24 protein-coding genes and 1 pseudogene are annotated in these 26287 nt (G+C 52.9%); 16 read left to right on the top strand and 9 right to left on the bottom strand.

From position 1 onward, the window contains the following. Positions 1–60: 60 nt before the first annotated feature. The 4 genes from clpX to bolA all read right to left on the bottom strand — a co-directional run bounded on the left by clpX (position 61) and on the right by bolA (position 4416). Positions 61–1332, bottom strand: coding sequence for an ATP-dependent protease ATP-binding subunit ClpX (gene clpX / locus ACLD4F_RS11765; protein ID WP_000130314.1), 1272 nt, complete (start codon positions 1330–1332; stop codon positions 61–63). A gap of 251 nt (positions 1333–1583) precedes the next feature. Next, complete coding sequence (gene clpP / locus ACLD4F_RS11760) at positions 1584–2207, bottom strand: ATP-dependent Clp endopeptidase proteolytic subunit ClpP (RefSeq protein WP_000122257.1); 624 nt, start codon at positions 2205–2207, stop codon at positions 1584–1586. Positions 2208–2453: 246 nt separating this feature from the next. Further along, the gene (gene tig / locus ACLD4F_RS11755; protein ID WP_001198406.1) at positions 2454–3752 is read right to left on the bottom strand and encodes a trigger factor; all 1299 of its coding nucleotides are present in this window, start codon (positions 3750–3752) and stop codon (positions 2454–2456) included. A gap of 346 nt (positions 3753–4098) precedes the next feature. Further along, entirely contained in the window at positions 4099–4416 is a 318-nt protein-coding gene (gene bolA / locus ACLD4F_RS11750; RefSeq protein WP_000973433.1) for a transcriptional regulator BolA, read from the bottom strand. A 303-nt stretch (positions 4417–4719) separates the two neighbouring features. Between bolA and ACLD4F_RS11745 the strand changes: the two genes are divergently transcribed. The 8 genes from ACLD4F_RS11745 to ACLD4F_RS11710 all read left to right on the top strand — a co-directional run bounded on the left by ACLD4F_RS11745 (position 4720) and on the right by ACLD4F_RS11710 (position 13648). Next, positions 4720–5298, top strand: coding sequence for a lipoprotein (locus ACLD4F_RS11745; RefSeq protein WP_411010851.1), 579 nt, complete (start codon positions 4720–4722; stop codon positions 5296–5298). Between the two features lie 43 nt (positions 5299–5341). Next, positions 5342–6817, top strand: coding sequence for a muropeptide MFS transporter AmpG (gene ampG, locus ACLD4F_RS11740; protein ID WP_023203028.1), 1476 nt, complete (start codon positions 5342–5344; stop codon positions 6815–6817). 452 nt (positions 6818–7269) lie between these two features. Continuing rightward, on the top strand, positions 7270–8226 hold the full coding sequence (gene cyoA, locus ACLD4F_RS11735) for a cytochrome o ubiquinol oxidase subunit II (protein ID WP_001239448.1): 957 nt from the start codon (positions 7270–7272) through the stop codon (positions 8224–8226). A gap of 10 nt (positions 8227–8236) precedes the next feature. Next, positions 8237–10228, top strand: a complete 1992-nt coding sequence (gene cyoB / locus ACLD4F_RS11730; protein WP_000467158.1) for a cytochrome o ubiquinol oxidase subunit I — start codon at positions 8237–8239, stop codon at positions 10226–10228. Further along, positions 10218–10832, top strand: a complete 615-nt coding sequence (locus ACLD4F_RS11725) for a cytochrome o ubiquinol oxidase subunit III (RefSeq protein WP_000179833.1) — start codon at positions 10218–10220, stop codon at positions 10830–10832. The genes cyoB and ACLD4F_RS11725 overlap by 11 nt, the downstream gene beginning before the upstream one ends. Then, positions 10832–11161, top strand: coding sequence for a cytochrome o ubiquinol oxidase subunit IV (locus tag ACLD4F_RS11720; RefSeq protein ID WP_000019878.1), 330 nt, complete (start codon positions 10832–10834; stop codon positions 11159–11161). The genes ACLD4F_RS11725 and ACLD4F_RS11720 overlap by 1 nt, the downstream gene beginning before the upstream one ends. An 11-nt stretch (positions 11162–11172) precedes the next feature. After that, positions 11173–12063 (top strand): heme o synthase, encoded by an 891-nt coding sequence (gene cyoE / locus ACLD4F_RS11715; protein WP_000971352.1) that lies wholly within the window; start codon positions 11173–11175, stop codon positions 12061–12063. Between the two features lie 220 nt (positions 12064–12283). Continuing rightward, entirely contained in the window at positions 12284–13648 is a 1365-nt protein-coding gene (locus tag ACLD4F_RS11710) for an MFS transporter (RefSeq protein ID WP_001000935.1), read from the top strand. Between the two features lie 46 nt (positions 13649–13694). On the opposite strand, the gene ACLD4F_RS11705 is transcribed toward ACLD4F_RS11710, so the two are convergent. Continuing rightward, positions 13695–14186: a YajQ family cyclic di-GMP-binding protein gene (locus ACLD4F_RS11705; protein ID WP_001138913.1), complete on the bottom strand. Its 492-nt coding sequence runs from the start codon at positions 14184–14186 to the stop codon at positions 13695–13697. 125 nt (positions 14187–14311) lie between these two features. Between ACLD4F_RS11705 and panE the strand changes: the two genes are divergently transcribed. Together panE and yajL are read left to right on the top strand one after the other, a co-directional pair. After that, a complete protein-coding gene (gene panE, locus ACLD4F_RS11700; RefSeq protein WP_000705816.1) occupies positions 14312–15223 on the top strand; it encodes a 2-dehydropantoate 2-reductase in 912 nt (303 codons plus the stop codon). Continuing rightward, positions 15186–15776 carry a protein deglycase YajL gene (yajL, locus tag ACLD4F_RS11695; RefSeq protein ID WP_001275809.1) on the top strand — a complete coding sequence of 197 codons (591 nt, stop codon included), beginning with the start codon at positions 15186–15188 and terminating at the stop codon, positions 15774–15776. Before panE ends, yajL begins: the two co-directional genes overlap by 38 nt. A 109-nt stretch (positions 15777–15885) precedes the next feature. Here the strand turns inward: yajL and ACLD4F_RS11690 are convergent, their stop codons facing one another. Genes ACLD4F_RS11690 through ACLD4F_RS11680 form a run of 3 tightly spaced genes read right to left on the bottom strand, consistent with a single transcriptional unit; the run spans position 15886 to position 19569 of the window. Continuing rightward, on the bottom strand, positions 15886–16674 hold the full coding sequence (locus ACLD4F_RS11690; protein WP_079944487.1) for a dimethyl sulfoxide reductase anchor subunit family protein: 789 nt from the start codon (positions 16672–16674) through the stop codon (positions 15886–15888). 10 nt (positions 16675–16684) lie between these two features. Next, the gene (locus ACLD4F_RS11685; protein WP_001533962.1) at positions 16685–17233 is read right to left on the bottom strand and encodes a 4Fe-4S dicluster domain-containing protein; all 549 of its coding nucleotides are present in this window, start codon (positions 17231–17233) and stop codon (positions 16685–16687) included. Between the two features lie 2 nt (positions 17234–17235). Then, a complete protein-coding gene (locus ACLD4F_RS11680) occupies positions 17236–19569 on the bottom strand; it encodes a molybdopterin-dependent oxidoreductase (RefSeq protein ID WP_000387839.1) in 2334 nt (777 codons plus the stop codon). A 167-nt stretch (positions 19570–19736) separates the two neighbouring features. Between ACLD4F_RS11680 and ACLD4F_RS11675 the strand changes: the two genes are divergently transcribed. Then, positions 19737–20423: a helix-turn-helix domain-containing protein gene (locus tag ACLD4F_RS11675; RefSeq protein ID WP_000808044.1), complete on the top strand. Its 687-nt coding sequence runs from the start codon at positions 19737–19739 to the stop codon at positions 20421–20423. Positions 20424–20470: 47 nt separating this feature from the next. On the opposite strand, the gene thiI is transcribed toward ACLD4F_RS11675, so the two are convergent. Continuing rightward, complete coding sequence (thiI, locus tag ACLD4F_RS11670) at positions 20471–21919, bottom strand: tRNA uracil 4-sulfurtransferase ThiI (protein WP_000668648.1); 1449 nt, start codon at positions 21917–21919, stop codon at positions 20471–20473. A gap of 209 nt (positions 21920–22128) precedes the next feature. Here thiI and xseB point away from each other — a divergent pair, with 209 nt between their 5' ends. The 5 genes and pseudogenes from xseB to ACLD4F_RS11645 all read left to right on the top strand — a co-directional run. Then, positions 22129–22371 (top strand): exodeoxyribonuclease VII small subunit, encoded by a 243-nt coding sequence (gene xseB, locus ACLD4F_RS11665; RefSeq protein ID WP_001124944.1) that lies wholly within the window; start codon positions 22129–22131, stop codon positions 22369–22371. Further along, complete coding sequence (gene ispA / locus ACLD4F_RS11660) at positions 22372–23271, top strand: (2E,6E)-farnesyl diphosphate synthase (RefSeq protein ID WP_046598419.1); 900 nt, start codon at positions 22372–22374, stop codon at positions 23269–23271. A gap of 23 nt (positions 23272–23294) precedes the next feature. Continuing rightward, positions 23295–25157 (top strand): 1-deoxy-D-xylulose-5-phosphate synthase, encoded by a 1863-nt coding sequence (gene dxs, locus ACLD4F_RS11655; RefSeq protein ID WP_000006777.1) that lies wholly within the window; start codon positions 23295–23297, stop codon positions 25155–25157. Between the two features lie 56 nt (positions 25158–25213). Next, the gene (locus ACLD4F_RS11650; RefSeq protein ID WP_080108270.1) at positions 25214–26188 is read left to right on the top strand and encodes an aldo/keto reductase; all 975 of its coding nucleotides are present in this window, start codon (positions 25214–25216) and stop codon (positions 26186–26188) included. Between the two features lie 7 nt (positions 26189–26195). After that, a pseudogene (locus tag ACLD4F_RS11645) lies at positions 26196–26287 on the top strand (hypothetical protein); the annotation flags it as partial.

Genomic DNA, 26287 nt, shown 5'->3' with positions numbered 1-26287 from the left:
AAAACGAAAGGGGAGATAAAATCCCCCCTTTTTTGGCTAACTGATTGTATGAATGTTTAATTATTCGCCAGAAGCCTGCGCTTCCGGTTTGCCGTAAATCAGCAACGGCTTACTCTGACCGGCAATAACGGACTCGTCGATCACCACTTTTTCGACGTCTTCCATAGATGGCAAATCGTACATGGTATCCAGCAGCGCCGCTTCGACGATAGAACGCAGACCACGGGCACCGGTTTTACGCGCCATTGCTTTCCTGGCGATAGCGTCCAGCGCTTCGTCACGGAATTCCAGATCGACGCCTTCCAGGTTAAACAGCGCCTGATACTGCTTGGTCAGCGCATTTTTCGGCTCTTTCAGGATTTGAATCAGCGCTTCTTCGCTGAGTTCGTTCAGCGTCGCCACCACTGGCAGACGACCGATAAACTCAGGAATCAGACCAAATTTGATCAAATCTTCCGGTTCAACCTGCGACAACAGCTCGCCTTCGCTGGCTTTGTCGGACTTCGCTTTCACCGTCGCGCCAAAACCAATGCCGGAGCCGGTTTCAACACGGTTAGCGATCACTTTATCCAGACCGGCAAACGCGCCGCCGCAGATAAACAGAATCTTAGAGGTATCTACCTGTAAGAACTCCTGCTGCGGATGTTTGCGACCGCCCTGCGGTGGAACCGCGGCGACGGTGCCTTCGATCAGTTTCAGCAACGCCTGCTGTACGCCTTCGCCGGAAACATCGCGGGTAATGGACGGATTGTCTGATTTACGCGAAATCTTATCGATTTCATCAATGTAGACAATCCCACGCTGCGCTTTTTGCACGTCGTAGTCGCATTTCTGCAACAGTTTCTGAATGATATTCTCGACGTCTTCCCCCACGTAACCCGCTTCGGTTAGCGTGGTCGCATCCGCCATAGTGAACGGCACATCCAGCAAGCGCGCCAGCGTTTCCGCCAGCAGCGTTTTACCGGAACCGGTCGGTCCAATCAGCAGAATGTTGCTTTTGCCTAACTCGACGCCATTGCTGGTATCGCCGTTACGCAGACGCTTGTAGTGGTTATAGACCGCCACCGCCAGCACTTTTTTCGCCTGCTCCTGGCCGATAACGTAATCGTCCAGGTGAGTACGAATTTCATGCGGCGTCGGCAGCGCACTACGTTCACGGTGCGGAGCAACTTCTTTAATTTCTTCGCGAATAATGTCGTTACATAAATCGACGCATTCGTCGCAGATATACACGGATGGACCGGCAATCAGCTTGCGCACTTCATGCTGGCTTTTGCCGCAAAAAGAGCAGTACAACAATTTGCCCGAGCCATCTTTGCGTTTATCTGTCATGAGTCAAAACCTCTTCTTTGTTCTTTGTGCCGCACACGACGACGCAAATGCCATTCTCAGGCGCAAGCCGCTAATCAGCGTTGTGCCGCCCTTCATTAGTATATACACAAAATCATTCGAGCTACATCAAGGCGGCAACTCAGCGACTCCGCAGGCGCTTACATAAGTAAGTCACTGGGAGGCGCGCTGGCAGCCAACACCGAGGTAGCGTGAAGGATGAAGTGTATAGCGGCACACTTGCGTCCAGGGCATCAATTACGATGGGTCAAAATTGAGTCAACCAAACCGTACTCTACCGCTTCAGGCGCGGAGAGGAAGCGATCGCGCTCAGTATCACGTTCAATCTGCTCAAGAGATTGACCCGTATGATGCGCCATAAGTTCATTCATGCGCCCTTTTACTTTCAAAATTTCGCGGGCGTGAATTTCAATATCCGTCGCCTGGCCCTGATAGCCGCCCAGCGGCTGGTGGATCATGACGCGAGAGTTCGGCAAGCAGAAACGTTTGCCTTTCGCCCCGGCAGTCAGCAAAAACGCCCCCATAGAGGCCGCCTGTCCCATACAAATGGTGCTGACGTCTGGCTTAATAAACTGCATGGTGTCATAGATGGACATCCCCGCAGTAATTACGCCGCCAGGAGAATTAATGTACAGATAGATATCTTTTTCCGGGTTTTCCGCTTCCAGGAACAGCATCTGCGCCACGATCAGGTTAGCCATATGGTCTTCGACCTGGCCGGTCAGAAATATGACGCGTTCCTTAAGTAGACGAGAATAGATATCAAAAGAGCGCTCACCGCGTGAGGTCTGTTCAATGACCATCGGCACCAGCGCCATATGAGGGGCCAAATTATCTCGTTCTCCGCTGTATGACATTTCCGTCTCCTGGATAAAAATTGAAAAAATCTGCTGTACTGATTGTAACCTGATGGACGGATTATCAGCCAGTCCCTCTGTAATGGGTACGGCATCGCCATAATTCAAGCATAACAATCTTTTGCTCTAACGCTAACACTGAAACGCGGTTTTCGCACCCTTACCATGCAAAATGCGTGACAAAAAAAACCCGTCACTGAAAGGTGACGGGTTTTTGTGCAAATTTCGTGCTTTTAACGCGAAAAATTACGCCTGCTGGTTCATCAGCTCATTGAAGGAAGTGGCTTTTTCAGACACTTTCGCTTTTGCCAGAACCGCTTCAACAGCCTGTTCTTCCAGAGCGACGTTACGCATATTGTCCATCAGCTCTTTATTTTTGCTGTAGAACTCAATCACTTCTTTCGGATCTTCGTAAGCAGACGCCATCTCTTCGATCAGGCCTTTAACGCGTTCTTCGTCCGCTTTCAGCTCGTTGGTACGAATGACTTCGCCGAGCAGCAGACCGACAACTACACGACGCTTAGCCTGTTCTTCGAACAGTTCGCGCGGCAGCTCCAGAGCCTGTTTCTCGTTACCACCAAAACGCTGCGCAGCCTGACGACGCAGAACGTCGATTTCGCTGTCGATCAGCGCAGACGGTACGTCGATGTCGTTAGCTTTTACCAGACCTTCGATCGCCTGAGACTTAACGCGGTTACGCACCGCGCCTTTCAGCTCGCGTTCCATGTTTTTACGTACTTCAGCGCGCAGACCGGCTACGGAACCATCTTCAACGCCGAAACGTTTGATGAATTCTTCGGTCAGTTCCGGCAGTTCGCGTTCTTCAACTTTCTTCAGGTTGATAACGAACTTAGCCGCTTTACCTTTCAGGTTTTCAGCGTGGTACTCTTCCGGGAAGGTCACATCGATAGTGAACTCTTCGCCAGCTTTGTGGCCTTTAACGCCGTCTTCAAAGCCCGGAATCATACGACCCTGGCCCATCGCCAGAACGAAATCGGTCGCTTTGCCGCCTTCGAACTCTTCGCCGTCTACAGAGCCGGTGAAATCGATGGTCACGCGGTCTTCCGCATCCGCAGCGCCGTCTTTTTCTTTCCAGGTCGCCTGCTGCTTACGCAGGGTGTCCAGCATCACATCAACGTCAGCGTCGGTGACTTCAACAACCGGTTTTTCAACTTCGATAGACTCGAGGCCAGTCAGCTCAACTTCCGGATAGACTTCAAACTCGACGGAGTAAGTGAAGTCTTCACCCACTTTGTATTCGCCCGGAACATAGTTCGGCGCGCCTGCCGGGTTAATTTTTTCTTTGATGATCGCGTCAACGAAGTTGCGGCTCATCAGATCGCCCAGCACGTCCTGGCGAACAGAAGCGCCATAACGCTGAGCGACGATATTCATCGGTACTTTGCCTTTACGGAAGCCGTCAATACGTACTTTTTTCGCTACGTTGACCAGCTCGCTTTTTACAGCGGTCTCGATGCTGTCAGCAGCGATTGTAATCGTTACACGGCGGCCAAGGCCCTGAGTGGTTTCAACTGAAACTTGCATCTTGTTACCTCAAAAAATCACAGTGCTCGGTCAACTCTACTCCGCAAGCACGTGCTATTTGCTTCGCGGAACCGGGATGTTCTCATAATCAATCACATTCCCTGTCGTCAGAATCATCCCGAAGACGTTCATATATAAGACGGCGCATTATAGCGGCATCACTTTTGTGAGTCGAGAACGGTGATTGTGCGATGCTGCGGCGGTTTTCACAATTCTCGGCTAATTTTTGTCTGAATACTGTACGACACGCTCAAAATTCAGACAAAACAAAACGGCCCGCAGGCCGTTTTCACATAATTCTGTAGCAACATACTGGAAAAGCGGAGGTAGTTGCAAATCCGTTTTGCTACGCGATGCTTCCCGCGCCGCGACAAGGAGGCGACGCGAAGATAGTATCCTGCAACCCTTCCCACTCTTTGAGGGTATAAGTATGCAGTGCCAGCGCATGTACGGTTGTGGAGAGTTCCGCCGTTAACGTACCGTAAATCATCCGATGACGATTAAGAAAACGTTCGCCTGTAAAGCGATCGCTCACCAGCACGACCTTAAAATGGCTTTCCGATCCTGCAGGAACATTGTGACGATAGCTTTCATCCACAACTTCGAGAAACACGGGGTCGAACGCTGTCCTTAATTTTTCTTCTATTTGCTCACGTATCATCATGAAAATCTCCTCCGACAACGCTGTGATGTCACCCATCCCTTTAAATACTAGCCGCTTTTACCGTTTCCATTACAGCATGACAACAAAAATTTAGCTTTCGTCTGATTATTTCAGCCAAACGTATGAAGTTTACTGCCTTAATCATTCTTTTAGCGCTCAAAATCCCCGCTCGCGCCGTTATCAATACCAAATCGGACATTACGACGAATTTACCTGCGTTGACCACTTCCCCTCGCCGTTAGCGGTGTTATGATGGCGGGAATTTTTACCTATCACGTTTTAAGCGTCATTGAGAGCCTGAATATGTTAAAAAAACTTCTCTTTCCGTTAGTCGCTCTGTTTATGCTGGCAGGATGCGCCACACCGCCGACAACCATTGACGTCGCGCCGAAGATCACCTTGCCACAGCAGGACCCGAGCCTGATGGGCGTCACCGTTAGCATTACCGGCGCGGACCAGCGCCAGGATCAGGCGTTAGCGAAAGTCACGCGTAACAACCAGCTGGTAACGTTAACCACCTCCCGCGATTTACGCTTCCTGTTACAAGAAGTCCTGGAAAAACAGATGACGGCGCGGGGCTATATGATCGGGCCTAACGGCGCGGTTAATCTGCAGATTATTGTTAACCAACTGTATGCTGATGTTTCCCAGGGCAGCGTGCGCTACAACATCGCGACCAAAGCGGATATCGCGATTATTGCGACCGCGGCAAATGGCAGCAAGATGACCAAAAACTATCGCGCCAACTACTCTATTGAAGGGGCGTTCCAGGCCTCTAACCAGAATATTGCCGACGCGGTGAACAGCGTTCTGACCGATACCATTGCTGATATGTCTCAGGACACCAGTATTCACGATTTTATCAAGCAAAATGCCCGTTAATAGCAACAACAAGACCCGGCAGAAGCCGGGTCTGTAGATGCCTATGTCAAGTCAATATTTACGTATTTTCCAGCAACCGCGTTCAGCCATTCTGCTGATATTGGGTTTTGCCTCTGGCCTCCCGCTGGCGCTCACCTCCGGTACGCTACAGGCGTGGATGACCGTCGAGAATATCGATCTTAAAACGATTGGCTTCTTCTCGCTGGTTGGTCAGGCCTATGTGTTTAAGTTTCTCTGGTCCCCGCTGATGGACCGCTACACGCCGCCTTTTTTAGGTCGTCGTCGCGGTTGGTTACTCGCCACCCAACTGTTGTTACTGGCGGCGATTGCGGCGATGGGCTTTCTTGAACCCGGCACGCAGCTACGCTGGATGGCGGCGCTGGCGGTGGTGATTGCTTTTTGCTCCGCCTCGCAGGATATCGTGTTCGACGCCTGGAAAACCGATGTTTTACCCGCAGAAGAACGCGGCGCTGGCGCGGCAATCAGCGTGCTTGGCTACCGGTTGGGGATGCTGGTTTCCGGCGGACTGGCGCTATGGCTGGCCGATCGCTGGCTCGGCTGGCAGGGCATGTACTGGCTGATGGCGGCATTGCTGATCCCCTGCATTATCGCCACCTTACTGGCGCCGGAACCGACCGATACTATCCCGTCCCCGAAATCGCTGGAACAGGCCGTCGTCGCGCCGCTACGCGATTTCTTTGGCCGTAATAACGCCTGGCTGATTTTACTGCTCATTGTGCTTTATAAACTGGGTGACGCCTTCGCCATGAGCCTGACCACCACCTTTTTGATTCGCGGCGTCGGCTTTGACGCCGGCGAAGTCGGCGTGGTCAATAAAACGCTGGGCCTGCTGGCGACGATCGTCGGCGCGTTATACGGCGGCATATTAATGCAGCGTCTTTCGCTGTTTCGCGCGCTGCTGATTTTCGGCATTTTGCAAGGCGCGTCCAACGCCGGTTACTGGTTGCTCTCCATTACCGATAAAAACATGTTCAGCATGGGCGCGGCGGTCTTTTTCGAAAATCTGTGCGGCGGGATGGGGACTGCCGCCTTTGTCGCCTTATTAATGACGCTATGTAATAAGTCGTTTTCCGCAACACAGTTTGCCCTACTGTCGGCCCTCTCCGCAGTAGGCCGCGTTTATGTTGGTCCTGTAGCGGGCTGGTTCGTTGAAGCGCACGGCTGGCCGACATTCTACCTCTTCTCGGTTGTCGCCGCCGTTCCCGGGCTGTTACTGTTGCTGGTCTGTCGGCAAACGCTGGAATATAGCTGGCAGAGCGAGCGTTTCATTCCCCGCACGCAATACCGTGGCGCCTACAATTTCGCGCTTTCAATCCTGCTCGCGGGCGTCGCTTTGCTGGCGGTCTGGGTACTCCTGCTGACCATGAACGCGGTGGATTACACTAACTTCTCATTCCTGTCCGGATTGCTTGAGACTGCGGTAGCGGTTGCCGTGTGCGGCATTGTCTTTGGCGGGTTACTGGATTACCTGGCGCTACGAAAAACACGCCTGCTCTAAAACATTATTTGCCGTTGTAATAACGACCCGGAATTATAACGGCTAAATAACCATCAATTGATAAAAAATATATTTGTCTTTTTGTGCGCAACAGAATTTTGGAAATTATTGGTAATTTCTACGCTACCTATTTTCTTTACACGATTCAGCCGATTAAATTTAAATTTCCGCCGTTGATTGTCCTTTTATTGATAAAAAATTGTTAAGTAATTGTTTTATTTTTACATTGGTTATACCAATTATCCCTCAACATCCCACTTACAGACCTCATCCGTTATAACGCAAAGTTTCAACAGTGTCTTAAAGTTATTTCGACATACTTGGCAACATATGTGACATGCGCGGCAGAACTTGGTAACACAGAACCAATCATGTTTACAGTAATGTAACCTTACCGTAAAATGCCCCTACACTTTAAACGCCACCAGGTCCCGTGGAATTGAGGTCGTTAAATGAGACTCAGGAAATACAATAAAAGTTTGGGATGGTTGTCATTAATTGCAGGCACTGCATTACTCAGTGGCTGTAATTCTGCGCTGCTGGATCCCAAAGGACAGATTGGACTGGAGCAACGTTCGCTGATACTGACGGCATTTGGCCTGATGTTGATCGTCGTTATTCCCGCCATCTTGATGGCTGTTGGTTTCGCCTGGAAGTATCGTGCGAGTAATAAGGATGCGAAGTATAGCCCGAACTGGTCACACTCCAATAAAGTGGAAGCTGTGGTCTGGACGGTGCCTATCTTGATCATCATTTTCCTTGCCGTACTGACCTGGAAAACCACGCACGCGCTTGAACCAAGCAAGCCGCTGGCGCATGACGAAAAACCGATCACCATCGAAGTGGTTTCCATGGACTGGAAATGGTTCTTCATCTATCCGGAGCAGGGTATCGCCACCGTCAACGAGATCGCCTTCCCGGCGAACACGCCGGTTTATTTCAAAGTGACCTCCAACTCCGTGATGAACTCCTTCTTTATCCCGCGTCTGGGTAGCCAAATTTATGCCATGGCCGGTATGCAAACACGTTTGCATCTGATCGCCAACGAACCCGGAACCTACGATGGCATCTCCGCCAGCTATAGCGGCCCGGGCTTCTCTGGTATGAAGTTTAAAGCTATCGCCACCAAAGACCGCGCAGAATTCGACCAATGGGTCGCAAAAGCGAAGCAGTCTCCGAACACCATGAATGATATGGCGGCGTTCGAGAAAGTGGCTATGCCAAGCGAGTACAACAAGGTGGAATATTTCTCCAGCGTGAAACCAGATTTGTTCAAGGACGTTATTAACAAATTCATGGACCACGGTAAGAGCATGGACATGACCCAACCTGAAGGTGAGCACAGCTCGCATGAAGGAATGGAAGGTATGGACATGAGCCACGCGGAATCCGCCAACTCCAAGGGTTGAGGAAGATAAGATGTTCGGAAAATTATCACTGGATGCAGTACCGTTCCATGAACCTATCGTCATGGTAACGATCGCTGCAATTATCGTCGGGGGACTGGCGATACTGGCAGCGATTACTTACTTCGGTAAGTGGACCTACCTATGGAAAGAGTGGTTAACGTCAGTTGACCATAAACGCCTCGGCATCATGTATATCATCGTCGCGATTGTGATGCTGTTACGTGGTTTCGCCGATGCCATCATGATGCGTAGCCAGCAGGCGCTTGCCTCCGCCGGCGAAGCGGGTTTTCTACCGCCGCACCACTACGATCAGATCTTTACCGCTCACGGCGTAATCATGATCTTCTTCGTGGCGATGCCCTTCGTTATCGGTCTGATGAACCTGGTGGTTCCGCTGCAGATCGGCGCGCGCGACGTTGCGTTCCCTTTCCTGAACAACCTGAGCTTCTGGTTCACCGTTGTCGGCGTTATCCTGGTTAACCTCTCGCTGGGCGTGGGTGAATTCGCGCAGACAGGGTGGCTGGCTTATCCGCCGCTATCGGGAATAGAGTACAGTCCCAGCGTCGGGGTCGATTACTGGATATGGGCGTTGCAACTCTCGGGTATTGGTACGACGTTAACCGGTATCAACTTCTTCGTGACGATCCTGAAGATGCGTGCGCCGGGTATGACAATGTTCAAGATGCCGGTCTTTACCTGGGCCTCTTTGTGCGCCAACGTACTGATCATCGCCTCTTTCCCGATTCTGACGGTTACCGTCGCGTTGCTGACCCTGGATCGCTATCTGGGCACCCATTTCTTTACCAACGATATGGGCGGCAACATGATGATGTACATCAACCTGATTTGGGCCTGGGGCCATCCGGAAGTGTACATTCTGATTCTGCCGGTCTTCGGGGTATTCTCCGAAATCGCAGCGACCTTCTCGCGTAAACGTCTGTTCGGCTATACCTCGCTGGTTTGGGCGACCGTCTGTATTACCGTACTGTCGTTTATCGTTTGGCTGCACCACTTCTTCACGATGGGCGCAGGCGCGAACGTTAACGCCTTCTTCGGTATCACCACCATGATTATCGCCATCCCGACCGGGGTGAAGATCTTCAACTGGTTGTTCACCATGTATCAGGGCCGTATCGTCTTCCATTCCGCAATGATGTGGACCATCGGCTTTATCGTGACCTTCTCGGTCGGCGGTATGACCGGCGTTCTGCTAGCGGTACCGGGCGCGGACTTCGTCCTGCACAACAGTCTGTTCCTGATTGCGCACTTCCATAACGTGATCATCGGCGGCGTGGTGTTTGGCTGCTTCGCGGGTATGACCTACTGGTGGCCGAAGGCGTTTGGCTTCAAGCTGAACGAAACCTGGGGTAAACGCGCCTTCTGGTTCTGGATTATCGGTTTCTTTGTAGCCTTTATGCCGCTGTACGTACTGGGCTTCATGGGCATGACCCGTCGCCTCAGCCAGCAAATTGATCCGCAGTTCCATACGATGCTGATGGTTGCCGCCGCCGGCGCCGCGCTGATTGCGCTGGGTATCCTGTGCCAACTGATTCAGATCTTCGTTTCTATTCGCGACCGCGATCAGAACCGCGATCTGACCGGCGACCCATGGGGTGGCCGTACGCTGGAGTGGTCAACCTCGTCTCCGCCGCCGTTCTATAACTTTGCCGTTGTGCCGCACGTTCACGAACGTGACGCCTTCTGGGAAATGAAAGAAAAAGGCGAAGCGTACCAACAGCCTGGACAGTATGAAGAGATTCATATGCCGAAAAATAGCGGTGCCGGTATTGTTATCGCCGCCTTCGCGACGGTATTTGGCTTCGCCATGATCTGGCATATCTGGTGGCTGGCGATAGTGGGTTTCGCAGGCATGATCATCAGCTGGATTGTAAAAAGCTTTGATGAAGATGTGGATTACTACGTGCCGGTCCCGGAAGTCGAAAAACTGGAAAACCAGCATTTCGATGAGATTACTAAGGCAGGGCTGAAAAATGGCAACTGATACTTTAACGCACGCGACTGCCCACGCGCACGAACACGGGCACCATGACGCAGGCCAGAACAAAATCTTCGGATTTTGGGTCTACCTGATGAGCGACTGTATTCTGTTCTCTATTCTGTTTGCTACCTATGCCGTTCTGGTGAACGGCACCGCTGGCGGCCCGACAGGTAAGGACATTTTCGAACTGCCGTTCGTTCTGGTTGAAACCTTCCTGCTGTTATTTAGCTCCATTACCTACGGCATGGCGGCGATCGCCATGCACAAGAACAACAAGAGCCAGGTTATCTCCTGGCTGGCGTTGACCTTCTTGTTCGGTGCCGGATTTATCGGGATGGAACTCTATGAATTCCATCACCTGATTGTTAACGGTATGGGCCCGGATCGCAGCGGCTTCCTGTCTGCGTTCTTCGCGCTGGTCGGCACGCACGGTCTGCACGTCACTTCCGGTTTGATCTGGATGGCGGTGCTGATGGTGCAAGTTGCCCGTCGCGGTCTGACCAGCACTAACCGTACCCGCATCATGTGCCTGAGCCTGTTCTGGCACTTCCTGGATGTGATTTGGATTTGCGTATTCACTGTTGTTTATCTGATGGGGGCGATGTAATGAGTCATTCTACCGAGAGCGGCGGCGCATCCCACGGCAGCGTAAAAACGTACATGACCGGCTTTATCCTGTCGGTCATCCTGACGGTTATTCCATTCTGGATGGTGATGACCGGCGCTGCCTCTCCGGCCGTTATTCTGGGATCTATCCTGGCAATGGCAGTGGTGCAGATTTTGGTGCATCTGGTGTGTTTCCTGCACATGAACACCAAATCTGATGAAGGCTGGAACATGACGGCCTTCATCTTTACCGTGCTGATCATCGCCATCCTGGTTGTGGGCTCCATCTGGATTATGTGGAACCTCAACTACAACATGATGATGCACTAAGAGCGGCGAGTATGATGTTTAAGCAATACCTGCAAGTAACGAAACCAGGCATCATCTTTGGCAACCTGATCTCGGTGATCGGGGGATTTCTGCTGGCTTCAAAGGGCAGCATTGACTATCCCCTGTTCATCTATACGCTGGTCGGGGTGTCACTGGTTGTGGCGTCGGGTTGTGTATTTAACAACTACATCGACAGGGATATCGACAGGAAGATGGAAAGGACCAAGAATCGGGTGCTGGTCAAAGGCCTGATTTCTCCTGGCGTCTCGCTGGTATACGCCACCCTGCTGGGTATTGCTGGCTTTATGCTGCTGTGGTTTGGCGCTAATCCTCTGGCCTGCTGGCTGGGGGTGATGGGCTTCGTGGTCTACGTTGGCGTGTACAGCTTGTACATGAAGCGTCACTCCGTTTACGGAACGCTGATTGGTTCTCTCTCCGGCGCAGCGCCGCCGGTGATTGGCTACTGCGCCGTAACGGGCGACTTTGACAGCGGCGCGGCGATCCTGTTGGCTATTTTCAGCCTCTGGCAGATGCCGCACTCTTACGCCATCGCCATTTTCCGCTTTAAGGACTATCAGGCGGCCAATATCCCGGTTCTGCCGGTGGTAAAAGGAATCTCAGTCGCTAAAAACCACATCACGCTGTACATCATTGCGTTTGCCGTTGCAACGCTAATGCTAACGTTGGGCGGTTATGCTGGTTACAAATACCTGGTGGTCGCCGCGGCGGTCAGCGTTTGGTGGCTCGGCATGGCGCTACGCGGTTACAAAGTGGAAGATGATAAGGTCTGGGCGCGCAAGCTGTTCGGCTTCTCTATCATTGCGATTACCGCGCTGAGTATCATGATGTCCGTTGATTTTATGGTGCCGAATTCGCAGAATCTGCTGACTTACGTCTGGTAAGTTCATCGTCACCTCTTCTATGCCGGATGGCGGCTTATGCCTTATCCGGCCTACAAAAGCAAGTTACCTGTAGGCCGGATAAGCGACGTGAGTATCGCCATCCGGCATTTTTCGTCTCTCGTGGCCTACCCTCACCACCACAACATTTGTTAATAAAGCGCATATTTACCCAACCAACCTGGCGCTTTACACTAGGTGCGAATTTCATACAGAGGTGGCAATGAACGATTATAAAATGACGCCAGGGGAGCTGCGTGCCACATGGGGTTTAGGGACCGTCTTTTCGTTGCGTATGCTGGGCATGTTTATGGTTCTACCAGTACTGACCACATACGGTATGGCGCTACAGGGTGCCAGCGAAGCATTAATCGGCATTGCGATCGGCATTTACGGGCTGGCGCAGGCTATCTTTCAAATTCCCTTTGGGCTGCTGTCCGACCGCATTGGCCGCAAACCGCTGATTGTCGGCGGACTGGCGGTATTTGTCGCGGGTAGCGTCATTGCCGCGCTCTCTCACTCAATCTGGGGCATTATTCTGGGGCGAGCGCTACAGGGGTCCGGCGCTATTGCCGCCGCCGTCATGGCGCTCCTGTCTGACCTCACCCGCGAGCAAAACCGTACCAAAGCGATGGCGTTTATCGGCGTCAGCTTTGGTATCACCTTCGCGATTGCGATGGTATTAGGGCCGATTGTTACCCATAGTCTGGGATTGAACGCGTTGTTCTGGATGATCGCCGCCCTCGCCACCCTGGGCATTCTTCTGACGATCTGGGTGGTTCCCAACAGTACCAACCATGTGCTGAATCGCGAATCCGGGATGGTCAAAGGCAGCTTCAGTAAAGTGCTGGCGGAGCCGAGGCTGCTCAAGCTCAATTTCGGCATTATGTGTCTGCATATTTTATTGATGTCCACCTTTGTCGCCCTGCCCGGCCAGCTTGCCGATGCCGGTTTTCCTGCCGCCGAACACTGGAAGGTGTATCTGGCAACCATGGTGATCGCCTTTGCCGCCGTCGTGCCTTTTATTATCTATGCTGAAGTCAAACGGCGGATGAAGCAGGTATTCCTGTTCTGCGTGGGGCTCATTATCGTCGCAGAAATCGTGTTATGGGGAGCGGGCCAGCATTTCTGGGAGCTGGTGATTGGCGTACAACTCTTTTTCCTCGCCTTTAATCTGATGGAGGCGCTGCTGCCTTCGCTTATTAGCAAAGAGTCGCCCGCGGGGTATAAAGGAACGGCGATGGGCGTCTATTCTACCAGTCAGTTTCTTGGCGTGGCGCTTGGCGGCTCGTTGGGCGGCTGGATAGACGGCACGTTTGATGGGCAAACCGTTTTTCTTGCCGGGGCCGTACTGGCGATGGTATGGCTGGCGGTGGCAAGTACCATGAAAGAGCCGCCCTATGTCAGCAGCCTGCGCGTGGAAATTCCTGCGGATATCGTTGCTGACGACAGGCTAAAACAGCGACTGTTGGCAATGAAAGGCGTAAGCGAAGCGCTGATCGTGGCGGAAGAGCATTCCGCTTACGTCAAAATCGACAGCAAAGTGACCAATCGCTTTGAAGTTGAACAGCTTATCAGCAAAGGATGAATGCTGCATTGCCGGATGGCGGCTAGGCTCTATCCGGCATAACAACTTAATCGCGGAAGTTTTTGAACTGGAACGGCTGGCCCAAATCGCCGCCGCGAACCAGCGCCATTACCGATTGCAGATCGTCACGTGATTTGCCCGTCACGCGAATCTCTTCCCCCTGAATTTGCGCCTGCACCTTCAGTTTGCTGTCTTTAATCAGCTTGACGATTTTCTTCTGCACGGCGCTTTCAATGCCCTGCTTCAGCTTCGCTTCCACATACCAGGTTTTACCGCTATGCACGAACTCGTCCGGTACATCCAGCGAAGCGCCTTCAATACCGCGTTTAAGCAGCTTGGCGCGCAGAATATCGAGCAACTGATTGACCTGGAAATCGGACTCGCTCAGCACCTTGATGGTTTTATTGGCATCGTTCAGTTCAATAGTCGCCTCTACGCCACGAAAGTCAAAACGAGACTCAACCTCGCGAACCGCGTTATCCACGCCGTTACGCGCTTCCTGCAGATCAACTTCAGAAACAATATCGAAAGATGGCATCTTTTCTTCTCCCTTCATTTTCGTTGCGTTGCATAATACCTGCAACGAGGCTTAACGAGAAGCTTAGCTGATGACGCTATAATTAGCGCCATAACACCTGGCGCTGTTGCAGGTGAGGAGGAACAATGAAAATTACTGTACTGGGATGCGGAGCCTTAGGACAACTTTGGCTTTCGGCACTGTGCAAACACGGACATGATGTACAGGGCTGGCTACGGGTGCCACAACCTTATTGCAGCGTAAATCTGATCGATACCGATGGTTCCTTTTTCAACGAATCACTGACGGCAAACGATCCGGATTTTTTGGCGAAGAGCGAACTGTTATTAGTCACGCTGAAAGCGTGGCAGGTTTCCGACGCAGTACGAACCCTGGCGTCAACCCTACCGGTGACGTCGCCTATCCTGCTCATTCATAATGGAATGGGAACCATAGAAGAACTGCAAAATATCCAACAGCCGATGTTGATGGGGACTATCACCCATGCTGCGCGCCGCGACGGTAATATCATTATTCATGTCGCTAACGGTACTACGCATATTGGCCCGGCGCGCGAGCAAGACGGCGATTACAGTTATCTCGCCGATATCCTGCAGGGGGTACTGCCCGATGTCGCCTGGCATAACAATATCCGCGCAGAGATGTGGCGCAAACTGGCGGTCAACTGTGTTATCAACCCGCTCACCGCGCTTTGGAACTGCCCGAACGGCGAGCTGCGCCATCATACTGATGAAATCAACGCGATTTGCGAAGAGGTCGCCGCCGTGATTGAACGTGAAGGCTACCACACATCGGCAGACGATTTACGCTATTATGTTGAGCAAGTGATTGACAGTACGGCAGAAAACATCTCATCCATGTTGCAGGACGTGCGCGCCATGCGCCATACCGAAATTGACTACATCACCGGTTATTTACTCAAGCGCGCCCGCGTGCACGGTCTCGCCGTTCCGGAAAATAGCCGCCTGTTTGAAATGGTAAAGCGAAAGGAGAGTGAGTATGAGCGCTCAGGCACTGGTATGCCTCGCCCCTGGTAGTGAAGAGACCGAAGCGGTCACCACTATCGATCTGCTGGTTCGCGGCGGAATCCACGTCACTACCGCCAGCGTCGCCAGCGATGGCAACCTGACGATTGTCTGCTCGCGCGGTGTAAAGCTACTGGCGGATGCGCCGCTGGTTGAAGTTGCCGACGGCGATTATGACATCATCGTGTTGCCCGGCGGAATTAAAGGCGCCGAGTGCTTTCGCGACAGCCCGCTGCTGGTCGAAACCGTAAAACAGTTTCACCGCTCCGGGCGCATTGTCGCAGCCATTTGCGCCGCAGCCGCCACAGTGCTCGTGCCGCACGATATCTTCCCTATCGGCAATATGACCGGTTTTCCAGCGCTGAAAGATAAGATCCCCGCCGAACAGTGGCAGGATAAGCGTGTGGTGTGGGATGCGCGGGTAAAATTATTAACCAGCCAGGGACCGGGTACCGCTATCGATTTTGGTTTGAAAATCATCGACCTGTTGGTTGGTCGTGAAAAAGCGCATGAAGTGGCTTCGCAACTGGTGATGGCGGCGGGGATTTATAACTACTACGAATAAGAATGATTGCCGGATGGCGGCGTAAACACCTTATCCGGCCTACAAATGTGCAAGAACCGTCGGCCCGGTAAGCGTTGCGCCACCGGGCAATACTCAGCTTCCGTGCTGATTAGAACCACGGCGATCCGCTCATCACATTGCAATAAAACAGCATTCTTCCCGCCAGCTCACCGGTCACAATGAAGGCGATCCACGCCCAACTATGCACACCGTAGCGCAAACGAGAAACGCCCCATACCGCGACACAAAGGCTGGCGCATAACTGCCACCAGAGTAACGGGCTTGCAGCATCAGCGCCCGGAACACGGTATCGGACCCACAACGCGCCTGCGCTCAGCACGATGCCAAGCACAATGCCTCCCCGACACAACGCTGAAAACGAGTTATACCAATAACTATACGCCACCGCGACGCTCATAAAACCAAGCAGTACCGCCGTGCCCAGGAACCCCACCGGCGTAGCGACCGTGTGCCACAGCGGATGCAGCGCCATCTGATAATAGACTTGCGACGTCACCAGAATAGAAGCCAGCCCCACCAGCGCCGTCACCCCGCCCAAAATGCGCACCAGATAATGATTCGGCTTAAGCCAGCCTAACGCTAACCAGCAAAACATCGCGCCATTCAGCAAAATAAAGGCTATCACTTCCCGGCTAAGCCAGGACTTGCCTAACCCAACCAGCGAGCGGTATGCGCCAGCAGGTGTCCCCAGATGCACGAGAGAGGCCAGTGAACCTGTCACCGTAACGATCCAGAATAGCAACGCTAACAGGCGCTGCTGTTTTGCACTAAATTTCGCCGAGCTGAAATGCTGACACAGCGTTAACGCCAGCACGCCACCAATTCCCCATTGCGCGAAAACGGTGAAAAAGACCAATGGCAATTCATAGTGTTCCATTTTTCGCTCCTTAGCTCCGCGCCGGAATAATGACGATATTAGGTCCGCTGAGATTGTGATCCGGCAAGCCGTAGCGTTTTTCCAGCACCGTCCACTCCGTAGTGTATTCTTTGCGTAGCTCCTCAATATCACCAAAGCGCAGCACGCCTGCCGGACAGGATTCCACGCAGCGCGGCAGCAATCCTTCATCCAGCCGCTCCGCACACAGATTACACTTACTGGTTTTTCCCTCTTGCGGATCGTAAACCGGCGCGCTCCACGGACAGGCCATGATGCACATCCGGCAGCCAATACAGCGTTCATGATCCTGTACCACAATACCGTCCGCCCGCTTGGTATACGTGCCCGCCGGACACACCTTCATACACTGGGGATCGTCACAATGGTTGCAGGACATGCTGATAAACGCCTGCGTGTTGGGTTCATCGGTACGGCATTCGCGCACTCGACGCCATAACACGCCAAGCGGCGTCATATTTTCGGATTTGCAGGCCATGCTACAGGTCTTGCAGCCATAACAGTTCTGCATATCGATAAGAAATCCATATTGCTTCGTCACGATTAAGCCTCCCTTCTCACATCAACCAGTGTGCTGTTACAACAGTGTCCGTTGCTCAATAGCTCCACCTGATCGTTGGTCACATGGCTACTGCTTCCGCCCTGCTGCTCCCACCAGCCATTATCGAGGCTCACCACGCCTTGCTTAATATGCGTTGTGACGTCGGCAATGGCCCGGTGCTCGCCACGATGGTTGAAGACGACGACCCATTCTCCCGCCTTAATCTGGCGCTGACGCGCATCTTCCGGATGGATCATCACGTTAGGGCGATTACGCTGAACTTCCAGAATCCATTCATTCATACCATGACTGGAATGCACGCTACGCGCCAGTTTGCGCTGTACCGCCATCAACGGATATTGGCGGGCAAGTTCTGGCGATCCTTTCACCGACTCGCTGACCTGTTTCCACGTCACTACGGGCAGAAATTGCTTTTTCGCCCACTCCTCAATATAAAAATGGGCCTTGCCAGTAGACGTGCGGAACTGACCATCTTTGAAGGGAACCCAGTCCTCCTCAACGGGACACACCGGTCCTTTCTTCAACATTTCACGGGTGATACCCGATCCTTTAAGACAGGCGTCGATATAGTGCTCGATGGGTTGATTAAACACCTCGCCAAAACCAAAACGTTCAGCCAGACGGGCAAAAATCCAGTAGTCGGGCTTTGCTTCTCCAGGCGGCTCTACCGCTTTTTCCATTAACTGTACATAGTGGCTGCGCACGCCCGCCATTAAACTGACATCTTCAAAAATCGTCGTGACGGGCAGCACCAGATCGGCATACAACGCAGACGAACTCATCAGGTTATCCGCTACCACGACAAACGGTACTTTTTTAAAGGCCTCCCGGACCTGATTAGTATTGGGAAGTTGCGTCATCGCGCCCAGCGTCATGTTCCACCAGAACTTAATAGGATGCGGTTTTTCATTAACGATCCAGTCGCCGATTTTAGGAATGGGAATCGGGGGGATTTTTGCCGCATGGGACGCAGGAGGAATAATCGGCGAAAATTTTGCCATCTGTCTGACGCCGCCAGCATCACAAACGCCCGCGCCACGTTTACCGATATTGCCAGTGATCAATGCCAGGTAAAACTGGCTGGCGGCGACATAGGTGCCAAACTCCGTTCGCTGCGCCCCTGACATATTCTGGATAATCATCGCCGGCTGGGTAGAGGCATAGTCGCGCGCCAGGCGTAACACGGTCTGCGCAGGCACGTCGGTTTCGGTTTCTACTTTCTGCGGCGTCCAGGGTTTCGCCTGTTCCCACACCGCATCCAGCACCGTGGTAAATGCGCTATTGGTCGGCAGCTCCTCGCTGAGCAGTGCCGGAACCACGCCCGCTTCATCATGCCGCTTCAACGTTTTGGTCACGGTATCAAAGACCAGATAGCTATCTTTATCCTGTGGATCGGCGCGCATGAGCTGCTGTTGGTCATCCACCAGATACACCGCGCCCGTATGCGCGCGCAGAAAATCAGCATCGTGCCGCTTTTCCTGCATAATAATGTTAATCATTCCCAGCGCCAGCGCGATATCCGTACCGGGGACAATCGGCACCCACTCGTCCGCTTTGGCTGCGGTTTCATTAAATCGGGGGTCGATAACCACCAGCCGCGCCCCATTACGTTGCGCCTGCGAATAATGTTTAAAATAGGCGTGCATGGTCACTGCCGGGTTATTTCCCCAGCACAGGATATAACGACTTTCGGCTATTGTGTCGCGGGTATCGGCATAGCGTAAACCGACCATCGGCATCATAGCCGCAGTGACGGCGGCGCAGCATAACGATCCGGCATGTTTTGTCGAGCCGCCCAGATAATCAAAAAATGCCTTACCCATATCATTCTTGATGGAGTCCATGTTCCCTGATGCGGCAGTCAGTAATAAACCTTTGTTGCCGTCCGTAGCGAGGGTTTCGCGAATTTTCTCCTCAATTAAATCCAGCGCCGCATTCCAGGTAATCGGTTTAAATTTGCCTTCGCCTTTTTCTCCCGTCCGCAGCAAAGGTTGTGTCAGACGTAACGGGTGGTACACCCATTTCGTGCGGCTAATTCCGCGCAAACAGCACTTCACGTTGAAACCTTTCGTCGCTTCGATTTTCATTAAGCGATCTTTCCATACGTAAGCGGTGAGATTGCAGTGCAGACACTCCATGGCACAGGTCGACTGAAATGTGCGGTAATCCGACGCCTTCAGGCGAAAACGCGGCAGCGGCGTACCGTTAGCCTGCCGTAACGTTAGAAAACTCGCGCTCAACGAGGCCAGCCCCACGACTCCCAACCCTTTCAATAAGGTTCTTCTTTTTAAACGAATATGACGTAATGCTTCCATGATTCAATCTCCAGAATATTCACCATTAGTGAACCAAAGTACACCATTGATTAACTTGAGATGTATCAAGATCTAATCACTTAGTGGTAGATCTTTTTAAAAGGCAAAAGCAGTCATGATTTCCCGCACGATGGTATAATTGCGGGGAATTTGAGAAGAGAAAAAATATGGCTGAAATATCTCAAGGCGTGAATTCGGTTGATATCGCCGTTAACATTCTGACTTTTGTTGCCAGCCAGAACGGTCAGGCCAGGGCTATTGATATCGCGACAGGCTGTAACCTGTCTAAAAGCCGCTTACATAAATATCTGGTCTCCCTGTGTCGTACTGGCATGTTATGCCAAAATGAGAAAGGGCTTTATTTGTTGGGCGCAACGCTACGCCAACTGGTAGAAAGTCGTTCATTTGAACACGATCCGATCCGCGACCTTAACAACGTATTGATCACGTTTCGCGATACCTTTAATCACTCCACCGGCGTTGTGGTGGCGACGGATGCCGGGTTAGTGCTTAAACATTATCATCGCAGCTTCCGTAACGTTGATATCGATTTTCTTCCCAATACGCCGGTTCCGCTCCACGCCAGCGCCGCAGGGCAAATATGGATGAGTTTTTCCGGCTTTGAGGCGCAAGACAAAACGCAAGCAGAGCTGATTAGCCAGGCAAAAATGAAGGGTTATGCGGTTCGCTACAATCCAACGCAAGGGATCCCTGGCGCGCAGTCTATTGCCTGCCCGCTTCTGGATAGTAAAGAGAAGTTAATTGCGATTGCGGTGACGATGGGATTTTTTAGCACAGAAGCCATTCCAGATATCGCCAGCCAGCTACTACACGCGCTCGCCCCTCTGCATTAACGGGAGGCGCTTTGCCCCGGCGCGTATCGGTCCGGGGCAAATGGTCATTACGGGCGATACACCTTCACATTGGCAAACCCCTGCTCGCGCAGATAGAGCGCCTGCAGGCGACTCATTACGCCGCGTTCGCACCATAGCAGCCAGGTTTTGCTCTGATCGAGGTCGCCAAATTTAGTGCTCAGCTTGTAGAAAGGCAGCGAAACCACGTCGACGCCTTCCACTTTCAGCGGCTTGTCATCCTGCTCATCGACAGAACGGATATCCAGAATCACATCGTTGGCGCCAAAACCGCTCACGGTTTCTACTTCCACCACCTCCTGCTGGGTCTGCTGGGCGATTTCACGAATATCGACGTTGTTCGCTTCTTCTACCACCTTATCGAGAATACTGAAGTCGAAATTTTCTTCTTCGGCTTCAATTTTCGCTTTAATGGCTTTCACCGTCGGACTTTTTGAAATCACGCCACAGTATTCCGGCATGGTACGGGCAAAATCTTCCGTACCAATCTGGCGCGCCAGGTTGATAATGTGCTCTTTATCGTAAGAGATCAGCGGGCGCAGGATCAGCGTGTCAGACACGTTATCGATCAAGCGCAAGTTGGTTAGCGTCTGGCTGGACACCTGGCCCAGCGCTTCGCCGGTCACCAGCGCCTGTACGCCGTAACGTTCCGCCACTTTCGACGCCGCGCGTACCATCATACGTTTGAGCACCACGCCCATCTGGCCGTCGTCAACTTTCTCCAGAATCTCGCCGACCACCGGTTCGAAGTTAATCGCCACAAAACGCACGCGATGGGAGCTGCCAAAGCGGTTCCACAGGTAATGCGCCACCTGGCGAACGCCGATTTCATGCGCCGCGCCGCCAAGGTTAAAGAAGCAGTAGTGTACGCGGCAGCCGCGACGCATCAGCATATAGCTGGAGACGCCGGAGTCAAAACCGCCGGAGATCAGCGACAGCACATCTTCCTGGGTGCCAATCGGGAAACCGCCAATACCTTCATAACGCCCTTTGATCAGCAGCAGGCGATCATCTTCCACTTCCAGATGCACCGTCACATCCGGGTTAGTGAGCTTCACGCGCGCCGATTCAATATGCTGATTTAATCCGCCGCCGACATAGCGCTCCACCTCAATGGAGCTAAACTCATGCTTACCGCGACGTTTTACGCGCACGCAGAAGGTTTTGCCTTCAAGCTGCTCGCGATACTGCGCCAACGCTTTCTCGAAAATGTCGTGCATATCGGTGAACGGCACATCTTCGACTTCAAGAATATGGTGGATCCCCGGAATGCGGGTCAGCGCGTCGCGAATCGCCAGACGCTGGTTTTCATCTTTGGCGCGAACTTCAATGTTATCCCAGTGACGGACAACCGCGAGGGTCTCATCGTAGTGCTTTAAAACGTTACGGATGTTCCCGGTTAAAATTTTTATAAAGCGCAAACGCACAGATTGGCTTTTGATAGTGATTTCCGGGAACAATTTAATGATAAACTTCATGGCGGCAATGGTTCTTTAGCAAGCTATCTAAGGCTTGTCGTGGAGAAATAGTACAGCAGCCCATACCTACGGCTGCATCCAGGCGCAGAAGTATATCACTATCACGGACATCTTGCGCATTTCCCCTTACCATTGCGCGTTATTTGCTTATCAGTGTGAGTCCGTTACCATAGACTTGTACTGCCATTACAGAGAGTCAAACAGTCATCATGCCGAAGAAAAATGAGGCGCCCGCCAGCTTTGAAACTGCGCTGAGCGAGCTGGAACATATTGTTACCCGCCTGGAAAGCGGCGATTTGCCGCTGGAAGACGCGCTGAATGAATTCGAGCGCGGCGTACAACTGGCGCGTCAGGGGCAGGCAAAACTGCAGCAGGCGGAACAGCGCGTGCAAATTTTGCTGTCTGATAATGAAGAGGCTTCACCTGAGCCTTTTATCGCGGATAATGAGTAAATGGACTTTACGCAGCAGCTACAGGCTTGCGTAACGCAAGCGAATCAGGCGCTGAGCCGTTTTATCGCGCCACTGCCCTTTCAGAACACTCCCGTGGTCGAAGCCATGCAGTATGGCGCATTATTAGGCGGTAAACGCCTGCGGCCATTTCTGGTTTACGCCACCGGTCAAATGTTTGGCGTCAGTACGGCAACGCTGGATGCGCCAGCTGCGGCGGTCGAATGCATTCATGCCTATTCGCTGATCCATGACGACCTGCCAGCAATGGACGATGACGATTTGCGTCGCGGCCTGCCGACTTGCCATATTAAATTTGGCGAAGCCAACGCAATCCTGGCGGGAGACGCGTTGCAGACGCTGGCGTTTGCCATTATCAGCAACGCGCCGATGCCGGAAGTCGCCGATCGCGATCGTATCGCGATGATCGCCGAACTGGCAAACGCCAGCGGTATCGCCGGTATGTGCGGCGGTCAGGCATTGGATCTGGCGGCAGAAGGCCAGCGGATCACTCTGGACGCGCTGGAACGCATTCATCGCCATAAGACCGGCGCGCTCATTCGCGCCGCCGTTAGACTTGGCGCATTGAGCGCGGGCGATAAAGGACGGAATACTCTGCCGATACTTGACCGCTATGCAGAGAGTATCGGCCTTGCCTTCCAGGTTCAGGATGACATTCTGGATGTGGTGGGCGATACTGCAACGTTAGGTAAACGTCAGGGCGCAGACCAGCAGCTTGGCAAAAGTACCTACCCTGCACTTCTGGGTCTTGAGCAAGCCCGGAATAAAGCCCGGGACCTGATAGAGGACGCCCGTCAGTCGTTACATCAGCTGGCCGCGCAATCACTGGACACCTCGGCACTGGAAGCGCTAGCGAACTACATAATCCAGCGTGATAAATAAACCCCATATCCAATGAGCTTGCGATGAGTTTTGATATAGCCAAATACCCTACCCTGGCATTGGTCGACTCCACCCAGGAGTTACGACTGTTACCGAAAGAGAGTCTGCCGAAACTCTGCGACGAGCTACGCCGCTACTTACTCGACAGCGTAAGCCGTTCCAGCGGGCACTTCGCTTCCGGGCTGGGCACGGTAGAACTTACCGTGGCGCTGCATTATGTCTACAACACCCCGTTTGACCAGCTAATCTGGGATGTTGGACACCAGGCTTATCCACATAAAATCCTTACCGGTCGTCGCGACAAAATCGGCACCATTCGCCAGAAAGGCGGTCTGCACCCGTTCCCGTGGCGCGGAGAAAGCGAATACGATGTGCTGAGCGTTGGGCATTCCTCCACCTCCATCAGCGCCGGTATCGGTATTGCCGTGGCGGCGGAGAAAGAAGGCAAAGATCGCCGCACCGTCTGTGTGATAGGCGACGGCGCCATCACCGCCGGTATGGCGTTTGAAGCAATGAATCACGCAGGCGATATCCGGCCCGACATGCTGGTCATTCTGAACGACAATGAAATGTCGATTTCGGAAAACGTCGGCGCGCTCAACAACCATCTGGCGCAGCTACTTTCCGGTAAGCTTTACTCTTCTCTGCGCGAAGGCGGAAAAAAGGTCTTCTCCGGCGTACCGCCAATTAAAGAACTGCTCAAGCGTACCGAAGAACATATTAAAGGCATGGTTGTGCCGGGCACACTGTTCGAAGAGCTGGGCTTTAACTACATCGGGCCGGTCGATGGTCACGATGTCATGGGGCTTATCAGCACATTGAAGAACATGCGCGACCTGAAAGGCCCGCAGTTCCTGCATATCATGACCAAGAAAGGCCGCGGCTATGAGCCCGCGGAAAAAGATCCGATCACTTTCCATGCGGTGCCTAAATTTGATCCTTCCAGCGGATGTTTGCCGAAAAGCAGCGGCGGTCTGCCCGGTTATTCAAAAATCTTCGGTGACTGGCTGTGTGAAACTGCCGCCAAAGACAGCAAGCTGATGGCGATCACCCCGGCAATGCGCGAAGGTTCCGGCATGGTGGAATTTTCACGTAAATTCCCGGATCGCTATTTTGACGTCGCCATCGCCGAGCAGCATGCCGTCACCTTCGCCGCAGGTCTGGCGATTGGCGGCTATAAGCCCGTCGTGGCGATCTACTCTACTTTCCTGCAACGCGCCTACGATCAGGTTATCCATGACGTCGCTATCCAGAAACTGCCGGTCATGTTCGCCATCGATCGCGCCGGTATCGTTGGCGCGGATGGACAAACACACCAGGGCGCGTTCGATCTCTCCTATCTGCGCTGCATCCCGGATATGGTGATCATGACGCCAAGCGACGAAAACGAATGTCGCCAGATGTTATTTACCGGGTATCACTATAACGACGGCCCGACGGCAGTACGTTATCCACGCGGTAATGCGCAGGGCGTGGCACTAACCCCGCTGGAAAAACTGCCTATTGGTAAAGGCCTTGTGAAGCGTCATGGCGAAAAACTGGCGATTCTGAACTTTGGCACCTTAATGCCTGAGGCGGCGAAAGTCGCCGAAGCGCTGAACGCCACGCTGGTCGACATGCGCTTTGTTAAACCGCTGGACGACACGCTAATTCTGGAGATGGCCGCGCAGCATGACGCGCTGGTGACGCTGGAAGAAAACGCCATTATGGGCGGCGCTGGCAGCGGCGTAAACGAAGTGCTAATGGCCCATCGTAAACCTGTACCTGTGCTGAATATCGGTCTTCCGGATTTCTTTATCCCGCAAGGAACGCAGGAAGAAGCCCGCGCGGAACTGGGGCTCGACGCCGCAGGCATTGAAGCCAAAATCAAGGCCTGGCTGGCATAATCCCCTCTTTGCTCCTGCTATGCTTGAAGAGTGACGGGTATAACAGGAGCGGAGTCATGCAATACAACACGTTAGGAAATACAGATCTTCGGGTGTCCCGCCTTTGTCTGGGCTGCATGACATTCGGCGAGCCGAGTCGCGGCAATCACGCCTGGACGCTTCCCGAAGAGAGCAGCCGTCCCATCATCAAGCGCGCCCTGGAGGGCGGCATTAACTTTTTTGATACCGCCAACAGCTACTCCGACGGCAGCAGCGAAGAGATTGTCGGTCGCGCGCTGCGTGATTTCGCCCGGCGCGACGAGGTGGTGGTAGCGACGAAAGTCTTCCATCGCGTCGGCGATCTGCCGGAAGGATTGTCCCGCGCGCAAATCCTGCGCTCTATTGACGATAGCCTCACCCGTCTGGGAATGGAGTATGTCGATATCCTGCAAATCCACCGCTGGGATTACACCACGCCGATAGAAGAAACTCTGGAAGCGCTAAACGACGTGGTGAAGGCGGGTAAAGCCCGCTATATCGGCGCTTCCTCAATGCACGCCTCACAATTTGCCCAGGCGCTGGCGCTACAAAAACAACACGGCTGGGCGCCGTTTGTCACCATGCAGGATCACTATAACCTGATCTACCGCGAGGAAGAGCGTGAGATGCTACCGCTGTGCTGGCAGGAAGGCGTCGCCGTGATTCCGTGGAGCCCGCTGGCGCGCGGGCGCTTAACTCGCCCCTGGGGAGAAACCACGGCCCGCCTGGTCTCGGATGACGTGGGCAAAAATTTATACGCTGAAAGCGATAAAAATGATGCGCAAATAGCGGAACGGCTGACTGGCGTCAGCGAGGCGCTTGGCGCAACGCGAGCGCAGGTTGCGCTGGCCTGGCTACTCAGCAAACGAGGCGTCGCCGCGCCGATTATCGGCGCTTCGCGTGAAGAGCAGTTAGATGAGTTGCTGAATGCCGTTGATTTAACGCTCAAACCGGAGCAGATTGCCGAACTCGAAACACCGTACAAACAACATCCGGTGGTGGGATTTAAATAATCTGCCATTGCCCGATGGCGCGGCGCTTATCGGGCCTGCGAAATCGACATATTGTTCGGGGGTAGGCCGGATAAAGCATTTACGCCGCCATCCGGCAAA

The sequence above is a fragment of the Salmonella sp. 741265050_HSA genome (genome assembly GCF_046569445.1).
Classification (GTDB): Bacteria; Pseudomonadota; Gammaproteobacteria; order Enterobacterales; family Enterobacteriaceae; genus Salmonella; species Salmonella enterica.
The sequence above is the reverse complement of the archived record's forward strand: the minus strand, read 5'-3'. Positions and strand labels throughout refer to the sequence as shown.